The organism is Streptomyces sp. DG1A-41 (genome assembly GCF_037055355.1).
In the GTDB taxonomy this organism is placed as follows: domain Bacteria; phylum Actinomycetota; class Actinomycetes; order Streptomycetales; family Streptomycetaceae; genus Streptomyces.
Map to the genome: position 1 here is coordinate 4,802,980 of NZ_CP146350.1, position 16,669 is coordinate 4,819,648.

The 16,669-nt window shown below is 70.7% G+C and carries 18 protein-coding genes; 10 read left to right on the plus strand and 8 right to left on the minus strand.

Annotated elements, in window-relative coordinates:
* Positions 1-234 precede the first annotated feature (234 nt).
* The 6 genes from V8690_RS22440 (at position 235) to V8690_RS22465 (ending at position 5,847) form a co-directional block, all read left to right on the plus strand.
* Positions 235-507 (plus strand): hypothetical protein, encoded by a 273-nt coding sequence (locus V8690_RS22440; RefSeq protein ID WP_338781481.1) that lies wholly within the window; start codon positions 235-237, stop codon positions 505-507.
* The gene (locus V8690_RS22445) at positions 504-755 is read left to right on the plus strand and encodes an SDR family oxidoreductase (protein ID WP_338781483.1); all 252 of its coding nucleotides are present in this window, start codon (positions 504-506) and stop codon (positions 753-755) included. The genes V8690_RS22440 and V8690_RS22445 overlap by 4 nt, the downstream gene beginning before the upstream one ends.
* Positions 756-1,601: 846 nt before the next feature.
* On the plus strand, positions 1,602-2,129 hold the full coding sequence (locus V8690_RS22450; protein WP_338781485.1) for a carbonic anhydrase: 528 nt from the start codon (positions 1,602-1,604) through the stop codon (positions 2,127-2,129).
* A gap of 14 nt (positions 2,130-2,143) precedes the next feature.
* Positions 2,144-3,649 carry a SulP family inorganic anion transporter gene (locus tag V8690_RS22455; protein ID WP_338781487.1) on the plus strand — a complete coding sequence of 502 codons (1,506 nt, stop codon included), beginning with the start codon at positions 2,144-2,146 and terminating at the stop codon, positions 3,647-3,649.
* Between the two features lie 314 nt (positions 3,650-3,963).
* Positions 3,964-4,977, plus strand: a complete 1,014-nt coding sequence (locus V8690_RS22460; protein ID WP_338781489.1) for a hypothetical protein — start codon at positions 3,964-3,966, stop codon at positions 4,975-4,977.
* Between the two features lie 66 nt (positions 4,978-5,043).
* Positions 5,044-5,847, plus strand: a complete 804-nt coding sequence (locus V8690_RS22465; protein ID WP_338781490.1) for a calcium-binding protein — start codon at positions 5,044-5,046, stop codon at positions 5,845-5,847.
* Positions 5,848-5,868: 21 nt separating this feature from the next.
* On the opposite strand, the gene V8690_RS22470 is transcribed toward V8690_RS22465, so the two are convergent.
* From V8690_RS22470 to V8690_RS22480, 3 genes are all read right to left on the minus strand, one after another.
* Positions 5,869-6,060 carry a hypothetical protein gene (locus V8690_RS22470; RefSeq protein WP_338781492.1) on the minus strand — a complete coding sequence of 64 codons (192 nt, stop codon included), beginning with the start codon at positions 6,058-6,060 and terminating at the stop codon, positions 5,869-5,871.
* A 233-nt stretch (positions 6,061-6,293) separates the two neighbouring features.
* Positions 6,294-6,767: an FMN-binding protein gene (locus V8690_RS22475; RefSeq protein WP_338781493.1), complete on the minus strand. Its 474-nt coding sequence runs from the start codon at positions 6,765-6,767 to the stop codon at positions 6,294-6,296.
* A gap of 7 nt (positions 6,768-6,774) precedes the next feature.
* Positions 6,775-8,127, minus strand: coding sequence for a ferric reductase-like transmembrane domain-containing protein (locus V8690_RS22480; protein WP_338781494.1), 1,353 nt, complete (start codon positions 8,125-8,127; stop codon positions 6,775-6,777).
* Positions 8,128-8,345: 218 nt separating this feature from the next.
* Between V8690_RS22480 and V8690_RS22485 the strand changes: the two genes are divergently transcribed.
* The 3 genes from V8690_RS22485 (at position 8,346) to V8690_RS22495 (ending at position 10,839) form a co-directional block, all read left to right on the plus strand.
* On the plus strand, positions 8,346-9,095 hold the full coding sequence (locus tag V8690_RS22485) for a response regulator transcription factor (RefSeq protein WP_338781496.1): 750 nt from the start codon (positions 8,346-8,348) through the stop codon (positions 9,093-9,095).
* Entirely contained in the window at positions 9,092-10,570 is a 1,479-nt protein-coding gene (locus V8690_RS22490) for a HAMP domain-containing sensor histidine kinase (RefSeq protein WP_338781498.1), read from the plus strand. The genes V8690_RS22485 and V8690_RS22490 overlap by 4 nt, the downstream gene beginning before the upstream one ends.
* 68 nt (positions 10,571-10,638) lie before the next feature.
* Positions 10,639-10,839, plus strand: coding sequence for a hypothetical protein (locus V8690_RS22495; RefSeq protein WP_338781500.1), 201 nt, complete (start codon positions 10,639-10,641; stop codon positions 10,837-10,839).
* A 157-nt stretch (positions 10,840-10,996) separates the two neighbouring features.
* Here V8690_RS22495 and V8690_RS22500 read toward each other — a convergent pair whose 3' ends face one another.
* Both V8690_RS22500 and V8690_RS22505 read right to left on the minus strand, forming a co-directional pair.
* On the minus strand, positions 10,997-11,620 hold the full coding sequence (locus V8690_RS22500) for a TetR family transcriptional regulator (protein ID WP_338781502.1): 624 nt from the start codon (positions 11,618-11,620) through the stop codon (positions 10,997-10,999).
* 489 nt (positions 11,621-12,109) lie between these two features.
* Entirely contained in the window at positions 12,110-12,934 is an 825-nt protein-coding gene (locus V8690_RS22505) for an SDR family oxidoreductase (protein WP_338781505.1), read from the minus strand.
* A gap of 138 nt (positions 12,935-13,072) precedes the next feature.
* On the opposite strand from V8690_RS22505, the gene V8690_RS22510 reads away from it, so the two are divergent.
* Complete coding sequence (locus V8690_RS22510) at positions 13,073-13,960, plus strand: helix-turn-helix transcriptional regulator (protein WP_338781507.1); 888 nt, start codon at positions 13,073-13,075, stop codon at positions 13,958-13,960.
* A gap of 31 nt (positions 13,961-13,991) precedes the next feature.
* Here the strand turns inward: V8690_RS22510 and V8690_RS22515 are convergent, their stop codons facing one another.
* The 3 genes from V8690_RS22515 to V8690_RS22525 are packed head-to-tail and all read right to left on the minus strand — an operon-like array spanning position 13,992 to position 16,643.
* Positions 13,992-14,456 (minus strand): molybdenum cofactor biosynthesis protein MoaE, encoded by a 465-nt coding sequence (locus tag V8690_RS22515; RefSeq protein ID WP_338781509.1) that lies wholly within the window; start codon positions 14,454-14,456, stop codon positions 13,992-13,994.
* 34 nt (positions 14,457-14,490) lie between these two features.
* Positions 14,491-15,480 carry a GTP 3',8-cyclase MoaA gene (gene moaA, locus V8690_RS22520; RefSeq protein ID WP_338781510.1) on the minus strand — a complete coding sequence of 330 codons (990 nt, stop codon included), beginning with the start codon at positions 15,478-15,480 and terminating at the stop codon, positions 14,491-14,493.
* A gap of 8 nt (positions 15,481-15,488) precedes the next feature.
* On the minus strand, positions 15,489-16,643 hold the full coding sequence (locus tag V8690_RS22525) for an XdhC/CoxI family protein (RefSeq protein WP_338781511.1): 1,155 nt from the start codon (positions 16,641-16,643) through the stop codon (positions 15,489-15,491).
* Positions 16,644-16,669: the final 26 nt, after the last annotated feature.

Consider the following 16,669-nt stretch of genomic DNA (forward strand, 5'->3'; position numbering starts at 1 on the left):
TTTGCCCCCGACCTGCTCTTGCCGGACCGGCGAACTACCGAGCGGAAAATAACGGGTTGGAGATCTGCACGCCTAAGCGCGGGCGGAGCGCCATTCGGCAGACCATCGGATGCGAATTCCCGGCCCAGGATCCCGTGGCGTCTCAAACAGCGAGAGTGTCCGAGGAGCGGAACGGCCGTTGCGGCAAGGTCACGCGCACATTCACATTGCAGCGGGCCCTTCCCGGCAGGGAACGTGCTGAACGGCCCGGGTCCACGACCGGCGCAGGCCACGGACGTCACCGTCGCGGACGTCGACTCCGCGCTGGAGGCGACCGTGTCGCCGCACATCCGGCTGGTCTCACTCGCGCTGCCCGCCATGCGGGCGCGCGATTGGGGCCGCGTCCTCGCCGTGGGCTCCAGCGGTGTCGCCGTTCCCCTGGCCAACCTCGCGCTGTCCAATCTGGCCGGTCCGCGCCGGCCGGTTGCCTCAAGACGCCGGCCGCCGAGGTCGCCGCGGACGGCGTGACGGTCAACCTCCTGCTGCCGGGCCGGATCAGGACCGACCGCACCGCGGCGACCGATGCCGCGAACGCCGAGCGCACGCACCGCGCCGTGGCCGACGTGGAACGGGAGTCGGTCGCCGCGATCCCCGCCGGCCGCTACGGCCACGTCAACGAGTTCGGCGCCACCGCCGCGTTCCTGTGCAGCGCGCCGGCGTCGTACGTGACCGGAGTCGCCCTGTGGTGCGACGGCGGCCTCGTGCGCAGCCTGTGAGGCCCTGCCGCCTTCTCCCGCATGACGGCGGCCCGGCGGTCTCGGGCACGACGAGCACGAGGGACCCCCGCCTGACACACCTGGCCGACCGGGACGACGAACAACGTCAAAGGCGCTTCGGTTCCTGGCCGTCGCCTCCGGCCCGGCGCAACGCCGATGGAGGACAGGCCCTTGGTCGGTCGACGATCCCCTGTGCCGCCCGACACCTGCCTCGGTGAGGACGGCGAGCCGCCTCCGACCAGCGCAGTACTCCAAGGCAGCGGTGCCGGGGCGCCGCGCATGCTGCGCCCCGGGCCGGCTTCATGCGCCGGAGCATCACGCTCTCCGCGGATCAGCCGCAGGGGACGGCGGGTGCCGGTGTGACGTGGCGCGTCAGCAGGGCGTGCGTCACCGGACGAGTGCCCCGTCACGACATGTCCGATGAAGGGCAGGATGTGAAGGTCGTGTGGCCGCACCTCGTGAACCGGCCGACGATTCCGGCGAGCGCTGGCTCAGGGGACATAAATGTGCCCCTTCTTTGGGGTAATGACAGCTTCGCGCCAACTCCACTTCGGTTTTCAGGCTCTCTTGACCTGCAAACGCTCAGTTAACCCCGCAAACGGCTTTGCCGAGTTAACGTGTTCTTGACTGTCCTTTGACCGATCGTTGGTGCACATAAAAGGTAATGGGCTGCCTTGAGGGGGGTTCATGTTCCGAAGTGCGAAGCCCCGGACCGCCCGAGATGGACGGCAGCCCACTCGCCAGCCGCTCTGCAGGTCTTCCGCTGCCGAGCCGTAGAGCACTCCACACCCCCGTGCCCGGTAAGTCCGACGCGCACCCCACGGCGCGCCAGGAGGTCACCACACCATGCAGCCCCTCATCGACAACGCCCGCTTATTCGGACACCGCCCTGAGAGGTTCGCTCGCCTCGCCGAGGGCCAGTCCAACTATGCCCGGCCCGGCGAGCTCTTCGAGCTGCGTACCGCGGGCCACGTCGTCCCGCCGCATGCCACCGCCACCCCCACTGCCGGGAAGGCCACGATCGAGTACGCCGTGCAGGTGCTCAGCGTCAGACACGTCGTGGTGTGTGGTCACTCCCACTGCGGCCCCGACGGCGCGGTGGTGCGGCGCAACGACCTGGCCGCCGTACCGGCCGTGCGCGACTGGCTCGTGCACACCGCGGACGAGCCCAGGTGCTCCGGCACCAGCGACCCGATGGTTGCCGAGGCCGTGCAGAACCACGTGCTCACGCAGTTGGAGCGGCTACGCGCCCACCCGTGCATCGAAAGGCGCCTGGAAGCGGGTGTACCTCAGCTGCACGGCTGGTACTACGAGGTCCACAGGGGCAGCGTGCGTGAGCACCCGGCAGGACCCGGCACCTTCGAGATGCTGTGAGGGAGTTGGTGACCATGCTGTCCAAGTTCCCTTACCTGAGGCAGGACTTCCTCGCCTCCATCGTCGTCTTCCTGGTCGCCGTGCCGCTGTGCGTCGGTGTCGCGGTCGCCTCCGGCGTCCCGGCAGAACTCGGCCTGGTCACCGGCATCGTGGGCGGCATCGTCACCGGGCTGATGCGCGGCAGCAGCCTCCAGGTGTCCGGGCCCGCCGCGGGCATGACCGTGCTGGTCTTCGAGGCCGTCAGCGAGTTCGGCGTGGGCACGCTCGGTGTGATCGTGCTGATGGCCGGTCTGCTCCAGCTCGCCATGGGCTTCCTCGGGATCGGCCGCTGGTTCAGGGCGATCTCCGTCTCCGTCGTCGAGGGCATGCTCTGCGGCATCGGTCTGGTGATCATCGCCGGGCAGATATACGCGGCGGCGGGCCTGAAGGCACCGGAGACCGGCATCGGCAAGATCGTGGGGCTGCCGGGGGCGTTCGCCGACGCCCTGGGCAACACCGAGGCGCTGATCTCGCTCGCGATCGGCGCGGGCACCATCGCCGTCATCGTGCTGTGGAAGAAGCTGCCGAAGGCCGTGCAGTCCGTGCCGGGCGCCCTCGCGGCGGTGGTCCTGGCCACGATCGCCACGCTCGCCCTCAGCCTGCCGGTCGCCACCGTCGAGGTGGAGGGCCTGCTCGGCGTCATCCAGCCGCCCGGGACCGACGCCCTCGGCGAACTGGCCGGCCCGGCCATCTGGGGCACGATCATCGCGTTCGCGCTGATCGCCTCCGCGGAGAGCCTGTTCAGCGCGGCGGCCGTGGACCGGCTGCACGACGGTCCACGCACCCAGTACAACAAGGAGATGATCGCCCAGGGCGCGGGCAACACCGTGTGCGGTCTGCTCGGCGCGCTGCCCATGACCGCGGTGATCGTGCGCAGCTCCGCCAACGTTGCCGCGGGTGCGAAGACCAAGGCGTCCCGTGTGCTGCACGGCGTGTGGCTGCTGCTGTTCGCCGCCGCGATGCCGTGGGCCCTGGCCCTGATCCCGCTGCCCGCCCTGGCCGGCATCCTGGTGCACGCGGGCTGGAAGCTCATCCCCTTCCGCCAGACCGCCGCGCTGTGGCGGGACCACAAGGGCGAGGCAGCCATCCTCGTGGTCACGGCCGTGTCGATCGTCGCCGTGAACATGTTCGAGGGCGTCCTGATCGGTCTGGCCCTGGCGGTCGTCAAGACCGCGTGGGAGGCTTCGCACGTCAAGCTGGAGGTCATAGACAAGGGCGCCGGTCCCATCCAGGTCTACCTGTCGGGCAACGCCACGTTCCTGCGGCTGCCGAAGATCCTCGACAGCCTGGAGGCGCTGCCGCAGGACCGCCCGGTCGAGCTGGACCTCTCGGGTCTGCACCACCTCGACCACGCCTGCCGCACGGCCCTGGAGTCGTGGGCGGAGCGGCACAGCGCGGTCGGCACGGAACCGGTGAAGGTCACCGAGCCGGTCAAGGCCACATCCTCCGGGAATGCCACGGCGAACGCCCGGCACCGCTGAGCAGCCGGGCCAGGCCGTTGCCGCGCCGGGATCGGGCGCCCGGTCCGAGATCCGGACCATCTATCGGGCCTTCTTCTAGCGGGTGACGAGGACCAGCGTGAGGATGGAGGCCGGCAAAGGTGCACGAGCGCGACGCTCTGCGTGACCGTATCGAGCGCCCTTTTGCTGCAGACCACCAGTCATGTCCGCCCGTACGCAGGTGACGTTTGAGCATGCAGGTGCGCTGGATACAGGGGGCGGCCTGTGGAGGCTGCGCCAACTCACGGAACTGGGGGATGTGGGTGGCTCCGCGTGCAGCACGTCATCGGCGTTCGGTGAAGCCTCGTGTTCTTGCCGGAGCTTCCGTCGCCGCGGCGGACGGAATCTCGGTCACCGCGACGATGGCCATGAACGCCGAGGCGGCGTGGACGTCGACGTGGAACGTGTCGGCCTCGGGCTTCGGACCGTCGCAGAGGCTGTCCACGTCGGCGCCCGCGGCCACCCCGGTGGTCGCCGTGACCCCGGGCGGCACCGCGATGGCGGCGGGGACGGAGATCCGCGGCGGAAACTGGTACGCGGTCGCCCGCCGCCTCGAGCTCGACGGCACGCTCGGCGCGCCCATCACCCTCGGCTCGGGCTCGGCGGAGAAGCCGGCCGTCGGAGTGGACCGCAGCGGCCGGTTCGTCGTCGCCCGGGCGCGCGCCTCGGACGTCGTGGCCAGGCGGATCACGTCGACGTCCGTCTCCTCGACGAAGGTGCTCACCTCGCCGATCGCGTCGTACGGCGGTTTCGGCATGGTGCGGGTCGGCGTGGACCGGGACGGCGACGCGGTCGTCAGCTACCACTCCGGCGGCGGTGCCCGCTCGCAGGTCTCGGCCTCTCGCTGGAGCCGCACCGACACCCTGGAGGCTCCCCTGCGCACCTCGGCCTCCACGGACAACGTGGGCTTCCAACACGCCCTGGCGACCGACCTCGACGGCGACTCGATGATCGTGTGGACGCGCTACGGCAGCGGCACACTCGAGTCGCTCGGCCGCCGCCTCTCCGCGGCCGGTGCCCGGGGCGCAGTCACCGGCCTGGGCCTCGGCGACCGCCCCGACCTGGCCCTCGACGACGACGGCGACGGCATGCTGGTCTTCCACACGGTCGTCCCCAAGTCGACGCCCCCGTACAGCTACACCAAGGCCGACGCCCGCCTGATCAGCCGCTCCGGCACCTTCGGCACCGGGCGGACACTCATGTCGGACGGCCGGGTACCCCAGGTCGACACCCGCCCGACCGCCCGGTTCACGGTGATCTGGCAGCAGGAGAGCTTCCCGTACACGATCAAGTCCGTCAGCGGTCCCTGACCGGCTTCACCTGCCCCGCTGCGCCCGCTCGGCGGATTCCCCCTCTTTCCTCTGTAAAGGAGACACATGCGCAAGCGCGCTGCCTTCGCTCTGCTCAGCGCCGTCGCCGCGCTGGCCGGCTACGCCGCCCCCGGTGCCTACGCGGACGAGACCCAGACCGACGTCCAGATAAGCAACGTGTCCTTCGACGGTGGCAAGGACATCGTGGTCGGTCTCTACGCCAAGACGGTCACGGTTTCAGGGACCTTCACGCACCCGACGGGCATCCAGGACGCGGACTTCGTCCTGTGGCGCGGACCGGATGGTGCGAACCCCTACGAGACCTACGACGACCGCATCGTGTCGAACCAGTACTACTCCCACGCGGACTGCGTCGCCTCGAGTGCCACCACCTCCACCTGCTCGCAGACGATCTCCCTCGAACCGGACTGGAAGTACGGCGGCACCGCGCTCACCAACGCCCACGCCGGCACCTGGAAGGTCAGTGTTCAGGGGGTGGCCAATGACGACAGCTGGACCCAATCGGCGAGTTACACCACGACCCGTCTACAGCGTCAGTCCCGACTCACCGTGAACGCAGGCCCGGAACCGATTGCCGGCGGCAAGACCCTCACCGTCACCGGCAAGCTCACCCGGGCCGACTGGGACAACCTCGATTACCGGGGTTACACCAACCAGCCGGTCAAGCTCCAGTTCCGCAAGGCCGGCACTACGACCTACGCGACCGTCAAGACCGTATACACCTCCAGCACCGGCAACCTGACGACCACGGCCACCGCCTTGGAAGACGGCTACTGGCGCTGGAACTTCGCAGGCACGTCCACCACCCCGGCCGTCAAGGCGACCGGCGACTTCGTGGACGTGCAATGACCCGAACGTCGCGGCGTCTCGTCAGACCTTCTCGACTCGCACGGGGTGTCCGGCGAGGAGTCGATTCATGTCGTCGGTGTCGGAGGTGAAGACGGTTGCCTGAGCTCCCTGCGCGGCTTCCCGCCCGGCCACAGTCGCTGGAATGGCGTCCATGGCGTACTCGTGCCCATGCAGGCCGCCTGCCTTCAGCATGTCGCGCGCCATGGCGATCATCTGGTCGTCCGTGTGCGCGATGCGGATCCGGGACAGCGTCCAGTTCCACAGTGCCTGCCTCGACGTTTCGCGAGGATCCCATGCCTCCAAGGTCGTGAGCGACCAGGGGCATGACCGCGCAGCGCGTTGTGCAGCGACGTCCTCCGAATCTCGGAATGGTGCCGAAGCAGGCGGGCTTCCGGCCGCGGACGAACGACGTCGCGGGTGTGAAGAGCGCGTCGGCCGGGCAGGCGTCAGCGGCTCGCGGAGTCCAGCGCCGACTGGAGTGACTGGCGATAGCCCTCGCTGGTGTACGTGGCTCCGGAGACCGTGTCGATGTCGGCGCTCTGGGCCGTGAGGGCCTCGCTGGTCAGCTGCGGGATGGCGTAGCTGTTGATCTGCTGGTCCCTCGGGTTCTCCTGGGGGTACGTGACCGCGGTGACGTCGGTGAGTTTGCCGTTCTTCAGTGTGACGCGGACCTGTACGGGGCCGTAGCGGGTCTGGACGTAGTCCCCGGTGAGGGTCCGGGTGCCCGTGGCCGATCCGCTCGACCTGGTCGTTCCACTTGACGTGCTGGAACTGGTGGACGGCGCGGGAGAGGCCGCCGACGCGGCGACGTCCTGCGTCGTGTGCGGCTTGAGCGACAGCAGCAGCACCATCCCGGAGACGGTCGCGGCACTCGCCAGCACGATGCGGCGGAGCGGGTGGTTCTTCCTCAACGTGTGCAAGACGGCCTCACAGCTCGAAGGACTCGTGGTGGATACGGCGGTCCGGGATCCCGGCGGTGCGCAGCGCCTCGTACAGGTCCCGCGCGAACCCGTGTGGGCCGCACAGGTACGCGTCGTGGGCGGCCAGGTCGGGCACGGCCGCGCGCAGGGAGTGCGCCGTGAGGTCCGGGCGCCTGCCGTGCGGACCGTTCAGCGCGTACAGCACCTTCGCCCCGCGCCACCGTGCGACGGACTCCAGCTCGCCGCCCAGGGCGAGGTCCTCGGCCGTACGGGCGCGGTAGATGAGGGTGACGTCGCCGGGCAGCGTCTCGAACAGGGCCCGCAGCGGGGTGATGCCGACACCGCCCGCGATCAGCAGCGACTTGTGCGAGGTCTGCCGCTCGGCGGTCAGCGCTCCGTAGGGGCCTTCCGCCCACACGCGGGTGCCCGGCCGCAGCAGGGAGACCGCGGCACTGTGGTCGCCGAGCGCCTTGACGGTGATGCGCAGCAGGTCCGGACGCGGCGGCGCCGACAGGGAGTACGGCGTGGAGGTCCAGCGCATACCCTCGGTGAGGAACCGCCAGCGCAGGTACTGCCCCGGTCGCGCGCCCATCTCGTGCAGCCGCCGGCCACGGATGACGACGGAGTACACGCCCGGCGCCTCCTTGTGCACGGAGTCGACCCGCAGCCGGTGACGCAGGTTGAGCCGGAACGGAGCGAGGATCCGGAACCACACCACCAGGGCCGCGACGCCCAGATACAGCACGTACCAGGCGGCCTGAGCCGGCCGGTCGCCGGTGAAGTCGGATCCCAGGGCGAGCTGGTGGCCGAAGGAGAGGAAGACCGCGGCGTACGTGAGCAGGTGCACGTAGTACCAGAACTCGTGGCTGACCCGACGGCGCACCGCGCGGGCGGAGACGAGCCCGACCGCGAAGAGGATGACCGTGCCGGCGGTGGCCTTGAGCATCTCCGGGTAGTCCAGGACCACGGTGAGCGTCTCGTCCAGGACCGAGGAGCCGTCCTGGGCGGCGTACCCGAGAAGTATCAGCACGACGTGGGCGACGAGCAGACAGATCGTGTAGCGGCCCGCCATCGCGTGCCAGCGTGCCACCCGGTCCGACCCGATCCGCCGCTCCAGGAGCGGGACACGGGCCATCAGACCGACGAGGACGGCGCAGGCGTACCCGCTCAGCAGGCCCGCGATCCGTCCGGCCCCGGTCAGCCGGCCCGCGGTGCCCACGACCGACCCCGTGTCGTGCCACCACAGGGCGATCACGGCGGCGGCCCCGCCCCACAGAACGGCGAGCACGAGGCCCGCGAGGGAGCGCCGGGGCGCGCGAGGCGCGGGGGCGACCCTTCCTTTCTCGTACGCCGTCGTCATCCGTGTGTCCCTTCGGCTGTCCGTACGTCCGTCGGCCGTGCGGGACGCCACTGTGCCGACACAACCTTTGAGCCCGCTCTCAGCGCGTGGCCTGCGGCGCGGCCCCGCCGCAGGTGGGGAGGGCGGCCGGGGTGGTCCGGGGGCACGACGACTCAGAGCGAACTCAGAGGTCCAGGGAGCGGCCCCGAGCGCGGCGAGGCCGCATCCTGGTACGTGAGATGAACGCCCACCGCCCCCGCGGCTCCGCCCGCCCCGCGCTGACCCGGACCGACGGCGCCCCGCTCCGGGTTCTCGTCGTCGACGACGATCCCGACCTCGCGGAGGTCCTCTCCGGCGCCCTGCGGTACGAGGGCTGGGAGGTCCGCACGGCGGGTGACGGCGTCTCGGCCGTCGCCGAGGCACGTCAGCTGCTGCCCGACGCCGTCGTCCTCGACGTCATGCTCCCGGACACCGACGGCTTCGCCGTGCTGCGCTCGCTGCACGCCGTACGGCCCGACGTGTGCGTGCTCTTCCTGACCGCGCGGGACGCCGTCGAGGACCGCATCGCGGGCATCACCGCGGGCGGCGACGACTACGTGACGAAGCCGTTCAGCCTGGAGGAGGTCGTCGCCCGCCTGCGCGGACTGCTGCGCCGGGCCGGCATGGCCCGGCAGACGGAGGACGGGCCGCGGCTGGCCGTCGGCGACCTGGTCATGGACGAGGAGGCCCGCGAGGTCACCCGCGGCGGCGAGCTCGTCGAGCTGTCCCCGACGGAGTTCGAACTGCTGCGCCTGCTCATGCGCAACCCGCGACGCGTGCTCAGCAAGGCGCAGATCCTCGACCGCGTGTGGTCCTACGACTTCGGCGGGCAGGCCCATGTCGTCGAGCTGTACATCTCCTACCTGCGCAAGAAGGTGGACGCGGGCCGCCCGCCCATGATCCACACGGTGCGGGGTGCCGGATACGTGCTCAAGCCGGTGACCCCGTGAGGCCACATCGGTGGCTGCCCCCTCTGCCCCGCCCGCACACGCTGCGGGCGCGGCTCACCGCCGGCCTCGTCGTGCTCCTCGCGGTCAGCTGCGCGGCCGTCGGGGTGGCGGCGGTGGTGGAGCTGAACGGCTTTCTCACCGGCCGTCTCGACCAGCAGCTGCGCGAGGCGGGCGTACGGTTCCCGGCGAGCCTGGAGCACGGCGGGACGCTGCCGTCCGACCACGACGGCGACGAGGACGGCGACACCCGCCGCCAGGCCGTCGGAACCTTCGGCGCCCGGCTGGTCGGCGACACGGTCACCAACGCCGCGGTGGTGCCGTCCGGCAGCGGTACCGGCGCGGTGACCGTGTCGCTCGGCGCTCGGGACAGAAGCGAGCTCGCCGGACTGCCGGCCGACGGCGAGGGACACACGACCGAACTCTCGTCGCTGGGCGACTACCGCATGATGGCGAGCGAGGGACGGGACGGCGACGTCCTGATCACCGGGCTGCCCATGGAGTCCGTGGAGGCCGTTGTCCACCGGCTGGAACTGGTCGCCGCCCTCGTCCTCGGCGCGGCGCTCGCCGTCGCCGGCGTCGCGGGAGCGCTGTGGGTGCGCTGGTCGCTGCGCCCGCTCAGCAGTGTGGCCGCGACCGCCGTCCGGGTCAGTGAACTACCGCTCTCCAGCGGCGAGGTGGCACTTCCGCCCCGCGCGCCCGAGAGCGACCCGCGCAGCGAGGTGGGACGCGTCGCCGGCGCCTTCAACGCGATGCTCGGCCACGTCGAGGACGCGCTGACCAAACGGCACGCGAGCGAGGAACGGCTGCGCAGTTTCGCCGCCGACGCCAGTCACGAACTGCGTACGCCCGTGGCATCGATCCGCGGTCACGCGGAACTGGCGCTTCTCCACCCGGGCCCGGTGCCGCAGAAGGTGGTGCGGGCCCTGGGGCGCATCGAGGCCGAAGCGGCCCGCATGGGCGAGATGGTCGACGACCTGCTGCTCCTCGCACGCCTCGACGCGGGCCGCCCTCTGGAACGCTGTCCCGTCGACCTGACCCGCCTCGTCCTGGACGCCGTGACGGACGCGCAGGCCGCAGGCCCGGGACACCGCTGGACGCTGGAGCTGCCCGAGGAGCCGGTGACGGTGCCGGGCGACGCCCACCGCCTCCACCAGGTACTGGCCAACCTGCTGGCCAACGCCCGCCTGCACACACCCGTCGGGAGCACGGTGACCATCTCCCTGCGGACCCGCGCCCGCACGGCGGTACTGAAGGTCCACGACGACGGTCCGGGCGTCGCCGAGGACATCCGGCCCAAGGTCTTCGAACGCTTCACCCGCGCGGACCGCCGCCGCACCGAGGGTGCGGGCACCGGCGCCGGTCTCGGCCTGTCGATCGTGGCGGCGGTGGCGGAGGCCCACGACGGAAGCGTCGCACTCGAAAGCGGCCCCGGATCGACCACGTTCACCGTCCGGCTCCCCACCGGCGAAGAGTGACCGGGAGCCCCCGCGTCCTCCCCGTCCATGCTCTCAAGGGAGCGCCGTTGGGTGTGAGCATCGCTCGTGTGTCCCAGATCGAGCACGGCGAGGTCGCCACTGTCGATGTCATCGCACGTTACGTCGAGGCGCTCGACGGCAGGCTGGACTTCGTTGCCGACTTCGGTGCATGCACTGGCAAAGCGACGGCGCTGGGGCGGGCCGTGTGGCTCCGACGTTCTCTTCGCCGGTTGTCGGCGTGGGATCGAATCCTTGCCGGTGGCGCCTGACTGTGCCGCGTGGCGCTTCTGCATGACCAGCGCCACGCGGTGTGGGGGAGAAGCAGTTGTGACGGCTCGTCCCACGCCTTCCGCTCACGCATCGTTCATGCGTGTGAGGCGTTCTCACCGTGGCGGAGCGAAGTCCTGACGCTGGATGTCACGCACGTCACTCCGTCAACGCGCCCATCGCCCGGTCGAGCAGCACGGCCAGCGGGACAGTGCCCTCACAGGCCACCCACGCCGTGGAGGCTGCGTCCAGGCAGGCGAGCGCGGCGGCGGCCAGTGCGCTCGGCCGGATGTCCTCGGCCTGGTCGGGGTCGGCCCCCAGCCGCCGGGCGATCTCCGGCACCAGCAGTTCCTGCCAGCTCAGCTGCTTCTCGTGGTGCCGGGCGCGCAGCGACGGGGTCTCCTGCAGCATGCGGAGATAGCTGAGTGCCTGCTCGGGCGCTGCCTCGTTCATCCGCGTCAGGACGTCGAACGCCCGGCGCAGTGCCTCCCACGGCTGCTCGTCGTCGGGGCGGGCGGCGAGCGCCTCCGCGATCTGGCGGCCGGACTCCTCCAGGCGTCCCAGGACGATGTCTTCCTTGGTGCCGAAGTACCGGAACAGGCTGGCGCGCGACAGGCCCACCTCGGCGGCGACCTGGTCGACGGTGGTCCGGTCGAACCCCTGCTCGGTGAAGAGCCGGTGCGCCACCTCGACCACTTCCGCCTGAACCGTCGCACGCACACGCTCGCGCAGACCGGGCGGCTTGCGTGCGGACTGGTCGGCGGCACGAGCGGTTTCAGACATACCAGAAGGGTACAGTAAAGACTCAATCTGATACCGAGTATCAGTGTGTGGAGCGCAGTCCCCCACCCTTCCACGCCGCCCAGGGGAAGCGCCACGAGCAGGGCATCGATGCCAGGGGCCCGGCCTTCACCGCAGGTCGTCCTCCGTGTCCACGACGAGGAAGGCGGACCCGAGGCGCCTCACCCCTCACAGTCAGGGCTGACCGTGACAAGCCCATTTCGCAGTCAATGCTGACTGTGAAGAGGTGAGGCGGCCATGAACAGGCGTGACGAACAGCGCGACGCCACGGGGGCACAGATCGTGGACGCTGCGGTCCAGTCGCTGATCGAAGTGGGTGTCGCGGCGACGACGACCCTGGAGGTGCTGCGGCGGGCCGGTGTCAGCCGGGGTGCGCCGCTGCATCACTTCCTGACCCGTGAGGACCTGTTCGGGGCCGTTTCCGGGGCTGCTGCAAGAGCGCCGGCTCTGGCCGACGCCTGTGCCCTACGGTTACGCGACGCTGCCCTGGGCCTCGGTGGCGACGTCGGCCCATTCCTCCCAGGTCTTCAGCCGGTCGGCGTAGACCTGCGGGACGAGCTGGAGCGGGGAGGTGCCGAAGAAGACCCGCAGGGGCGGGTTGTCGGCGTCCACGATCTTCAGCAGGGCCGCGCCGGTGGCGGCAGGGTCGCCGGGCTGGGTGGTGCTCCAGTAGGCGGCGAGGGCCGTGCGCAGGTCGTCGTAGGCGGGAAGCCGCTCGGCGAAGGTGGCGGAGGGGCCGGACCAGTCGGTGGCGAAGCCGCCCGGCTCGACGAGCGTGACCTTGATGCCGAAGCCGGCGACCTCCTGGGAGAGGGCCTCGCTCAGTGCCTCCAGGGCCCACTTGGAGGCGTTGTAGACGCCGAGGTTGGGGAAGGCGGTGACGCCGCCGACGCTGGAGATCTGCACGATGTGGCCGCTGCCCTGTGCCCGCAGGAGGGGCAGGGCGGCCTGGGTGACCCACAGGGCGCCGAAGAAGTTGGTCTCCATCTGGTCGCGGACCTGCTGTTCCGTCAGCTCCTCGACTGCACCGAACAGGCCGTAGCCGGCGTTGTTGACGACGACGTCCAGGCGGCCGAAGTGCTCGTGCGCCCGCTTGACAGCCTCGGTGGCGGCGGCCTTGTCGGTGACATCCAGGGGGAGGGGAAGGATCGCCTCGCCGTGGGCGGCCACCAGGTCCGCGAGGGAGTCGGTGCCGCGGGCGGTCGCCGCGACCTTGTCGCCGCGCTCCAGGGCCGCCTGGGCGAACTGGCGGCCGAAGCCGCGGGATGAGCCGGTGATGAACCAGATCTTGCTCACGAGAACACTCCCGTTCCAGGTGAAGTCTTATGAGGAGACTCTACATCGATGTGAGACTCGGTATCAAGGTGAGTCATGGGGTCGATGCTGTACGCTGCCCTGCAACGGCGAGGCACGTTGGACAACTGGAGGACAGAGATGTCTTCACATGTGGCGCCCGATGACCAAGCGACGTCCGGACTTGACCGGCGTAGCGAGCTGAGGGAGTTCCTGCGTTCTCGCAGGGCCCGGCTCAGGCCCGAGGACGTGGGCCTGCCGTCCTACGGGCGGCGGCGGGTTCCCGGATTGCGGCGCGAGGAGCTGGCGCAGCTCGCGGGGGTGTCGTACGCGTACTACGCGCGCCTGGAGCAGGGATACGGCGAGACGATGTCGGCCGAGGTGCTGGACGCCGTCGCCCACGCCCTGCGCCTGAGTGAGGAGGAGCGGGAGCATCTGGTCCGGCTGGCCCAGCCCGAACGGCAGGGCACGCCGCAGGCCGCGCCTCCGCCGCAGCGGCTGCGGCCCAGCGTCCAGCATCTGCTCGACGGGCTCGGCGTGCCCGCCTACGTTGTCAGCCGGCGCCTGGAGATTCTGGGGTGGAACCGGCTCGCCGCCGCCGTCTTCGGGGACTGGGCCCAACTGGCGCCCCAGGAACGCAACATGGCCCGGCTGATCTTCCTCTCGCCTCAGACACGCGACCGGTTCGCCGACCCGGAACGGACGGCTCTGGCAGCCGCCGGCGCTCTGCGCATGAACGTCGGCAAAAGCCCCGAGGATTCCTACCTCTCTTCGCTGATCGAGGAGTTGTCGCAGAAGAGCGAGGAGTTCCGGAGGTTGTGGGCACGGCACGAGGTGAGCTGCGGGACCGTTGGCGACGTCGTGCGGATGCGGCACCCGCTGGTAGGAGAGTTCGACCTCGTCCACGAGCCCATGGCGTTGCGCGGGGGCGCCCCGATGCGGCTGGTCACCTACCACGCCGAGCCGGGCTCCCGGTCGGAGGAGGCCCTGCGGATGTTGGCCAGTTGGGAGCTGGAGCCGCAGCGCTGAGACGTGGGTCCGGCCAGGGCCCGTGACGGCATCACGCGCCGACCCATTCCTCGGTCCCGTCCGAGAACTTCTGGTGTTTCCAGATGGGCACTTCGTGCTTGAGGTCGTCGATCAGTTGCCTGCAGGCTGCGAAGGCATCTCCCCGGTGGGGACATGCCACGGCGACCACGACCGCTGTGTCGCCCACCGCCAGTTCTCCGACCCGGTGCACCGCGGCGAGGGCGCGCACCGGGTGGTTCGCCACGGCCTTCTGCGCGATCCGCAGCAGCTCGGCCTCGGCTGTCGGGTGGCACGAATACCCCAGTCCGTTCACGTCCGCGCCCGCGTCGTGGTTGCGCACCGTGCCGACGAACAGCGCGATCCCGCCTGCCGCTTCGTCGCCGACGGCCTGGAAGACCTCCTCCAGACAGAGCGGTGTCCGTCGTATCGCGAGCAGCCTGACCGGCTGCGGATGCGCCCGCTCACCGGGGTGCTCGCGGGCTCGGTCGGCTGCCACGCCTCCATACCTTCCTGACCTGCCTGTCACAGCGTCAGCCTCCGATCGCCGACATCGGCCTGTCCGGCTGCACGAAGGTCGGGTCGTCCAGGCCCGCTCCCGCCTTCTTGCCCCACATCGCCAGGCGCCAGATGCGGGCGATCTCCTCGTCGGGGGCGCCCGAGCGGAGGGCGGCGCGGAGGTCGGTCTCCTCCCGGGCGAACAGGCACGTGCGGATCTGTCCGTCGGCGGTCAGGCGGGTGCGGTCGCAGGCCGCGCAGAAGGGGCGGGTGACGGAGGCGATGACGCCGACGACATGGGGGCCGCCGTCGACCAGCCAGCGTTCGGCGGGGGCCGAGCCGCGCTTCTGCTCACCCTCGGGGGTGAGGTCGAAGTGGGTGCGCAGGGAGGTCAGGATGTCCCCGGCGGTGATCATGCCGTCGCGCTTCCAGCCGTGCTGGGCGTCCAGGGGCATCTGCTCGATGAAGCGCAGTTCGTAGTCGTGCTCCACGGCCCAGGCGAGGAGGTCGGGGGCCTCGTCGTCGTTGAGCCCCGGCAGCAGGACCGAGTTGACCTTGACCGGGGTGAGGCCCGCGTCGCGCGCGGCGTGCAGGCCCTCGACGACGTCCTTGTGGCGGTCGCGGCGGGTGAGGGTCTTGAAGACGTCCGGGCGGAGGGTGTCGAGGGAGACGTTGACCCGGTCCAGGCCCGCCGCCTTCAGGGCGGCCGCGGTGCGCTTGAGGCCGATGCCGTTGGTGGTCAGCGACATCCGGGGGCGCGGCTCGAGGGCCGCGACGCGCTCGACGATGCCGACCAGGCCCGGCCGCAGCAGGGGCTCGCCGCCGGTGAAGCGGACTTCCTCGATGCCGAGGGAGGTGACGGCGATGTCGATCAGGCGGACGATCTCGTCGTCCGTGAGCAGGTCGGGCTTGGCCAGCCACTGCAGGCCCTCCTCGGGCATGCAGTAGGTGCAGCGCAGGTTGCACCGGTCGGTCAGCGAGACCCTCAGGTCGGTGGCCACTCGGTCGTAGGTGTCGATGAGCACGTGGGGCCTCATATGGCCAGGAGTTCGGCCGGCGACGACACCTGGGCCGTGGGGCCACAACGGTGGATGGGGCCGGGGATGTGGGACAGGGGCAGGCCGGTGCCGTTGTTGACGCGGGCGATGATCTCGGCGGTGATGGAGACCGCCGTCTCTTCGGGGGTGTGGGCGCCGAGGTCGAGTCCGATCGGTGAGCGCAGGCGGGCGAGGTGTTCCTCGGGCACGCCGGCCTCACGCAGACGTTCCAGGCGGTGTTCGTGGGTGCGGCGGGAGCCCATCGCGCCGATGTAGCCGACCGGAAGATCGAGGGCCAGGCGGAGCAGGGGGATGTCGAACTTGGCGTCGTGGGTGAGGACGCAGATCGCGGTACGGGCGTCGACCTCGGCGCGCTCCAGGTAGCGGTGCGGCCAGTCGGCGACGACCTCGTCGGCGTACGGAAAGCGGGCCGGGGTGGCGAAGACGGGACGGGCGTCGCAGACGGTGACGTGGTAGCCGAGGAAGCGTCCGGCCTGGCTGAGGGCGGCGGCGAAGTCGACGGCGCCGAAGATCAGCATGCGGGGCGGCGCCGCGCGGGTGTGGACCAGGAGTGTCAGCTTCTCCGGGCAGGTGTCGGCGTCCCCGCCGACTTCGACGCGGGCGGTCCGGCCTGCCCGCAGCAGCGCGCGGACCTGGGTGGCCACCGTACGGTCCTGCTGTCGGCTGCCCAAGGTCCCGTCGTACGCGCTGCCGCCCCCGAAAACGGACAGGGTGCGGCCGAGAAGTCGCTGCGGCCCGTCGATCACCTGTGCCACGGCGACGGGCACACCGGCCGACACGTGTTCCAGGGCGGTGGTGAGGTGGGGCTCGTCGGCGGGGTCGACCCGCTGGACCAGGACCTCGATCTCGCCGCCGCAGGTCAGACCCACGGCGAAGGCGTCGTCGTCGGAGTAGCCGAACGAGGCCCGTATCGGGGGTTCGCCCGTCTCCAGCACCTGTTGGCACAGTTCGTAGACGGCGCCTTCCACGCATCCCCCGGAGATGCTGCCGACCGCCTCGCCGTCGGTGTCCACGGCCAGTGCTGTGCCGGGTGGCAGGGGTGCGCTGCCGCTGATCTGGACGACGGTGGCGAGGGCGAAGGGGCGGGCCTCGCGGCACCAGCGGTGCAGCGTGTCCGCGATGTTCAGCATGAGAGGTGTCCTTCGGTGGGTGGTTG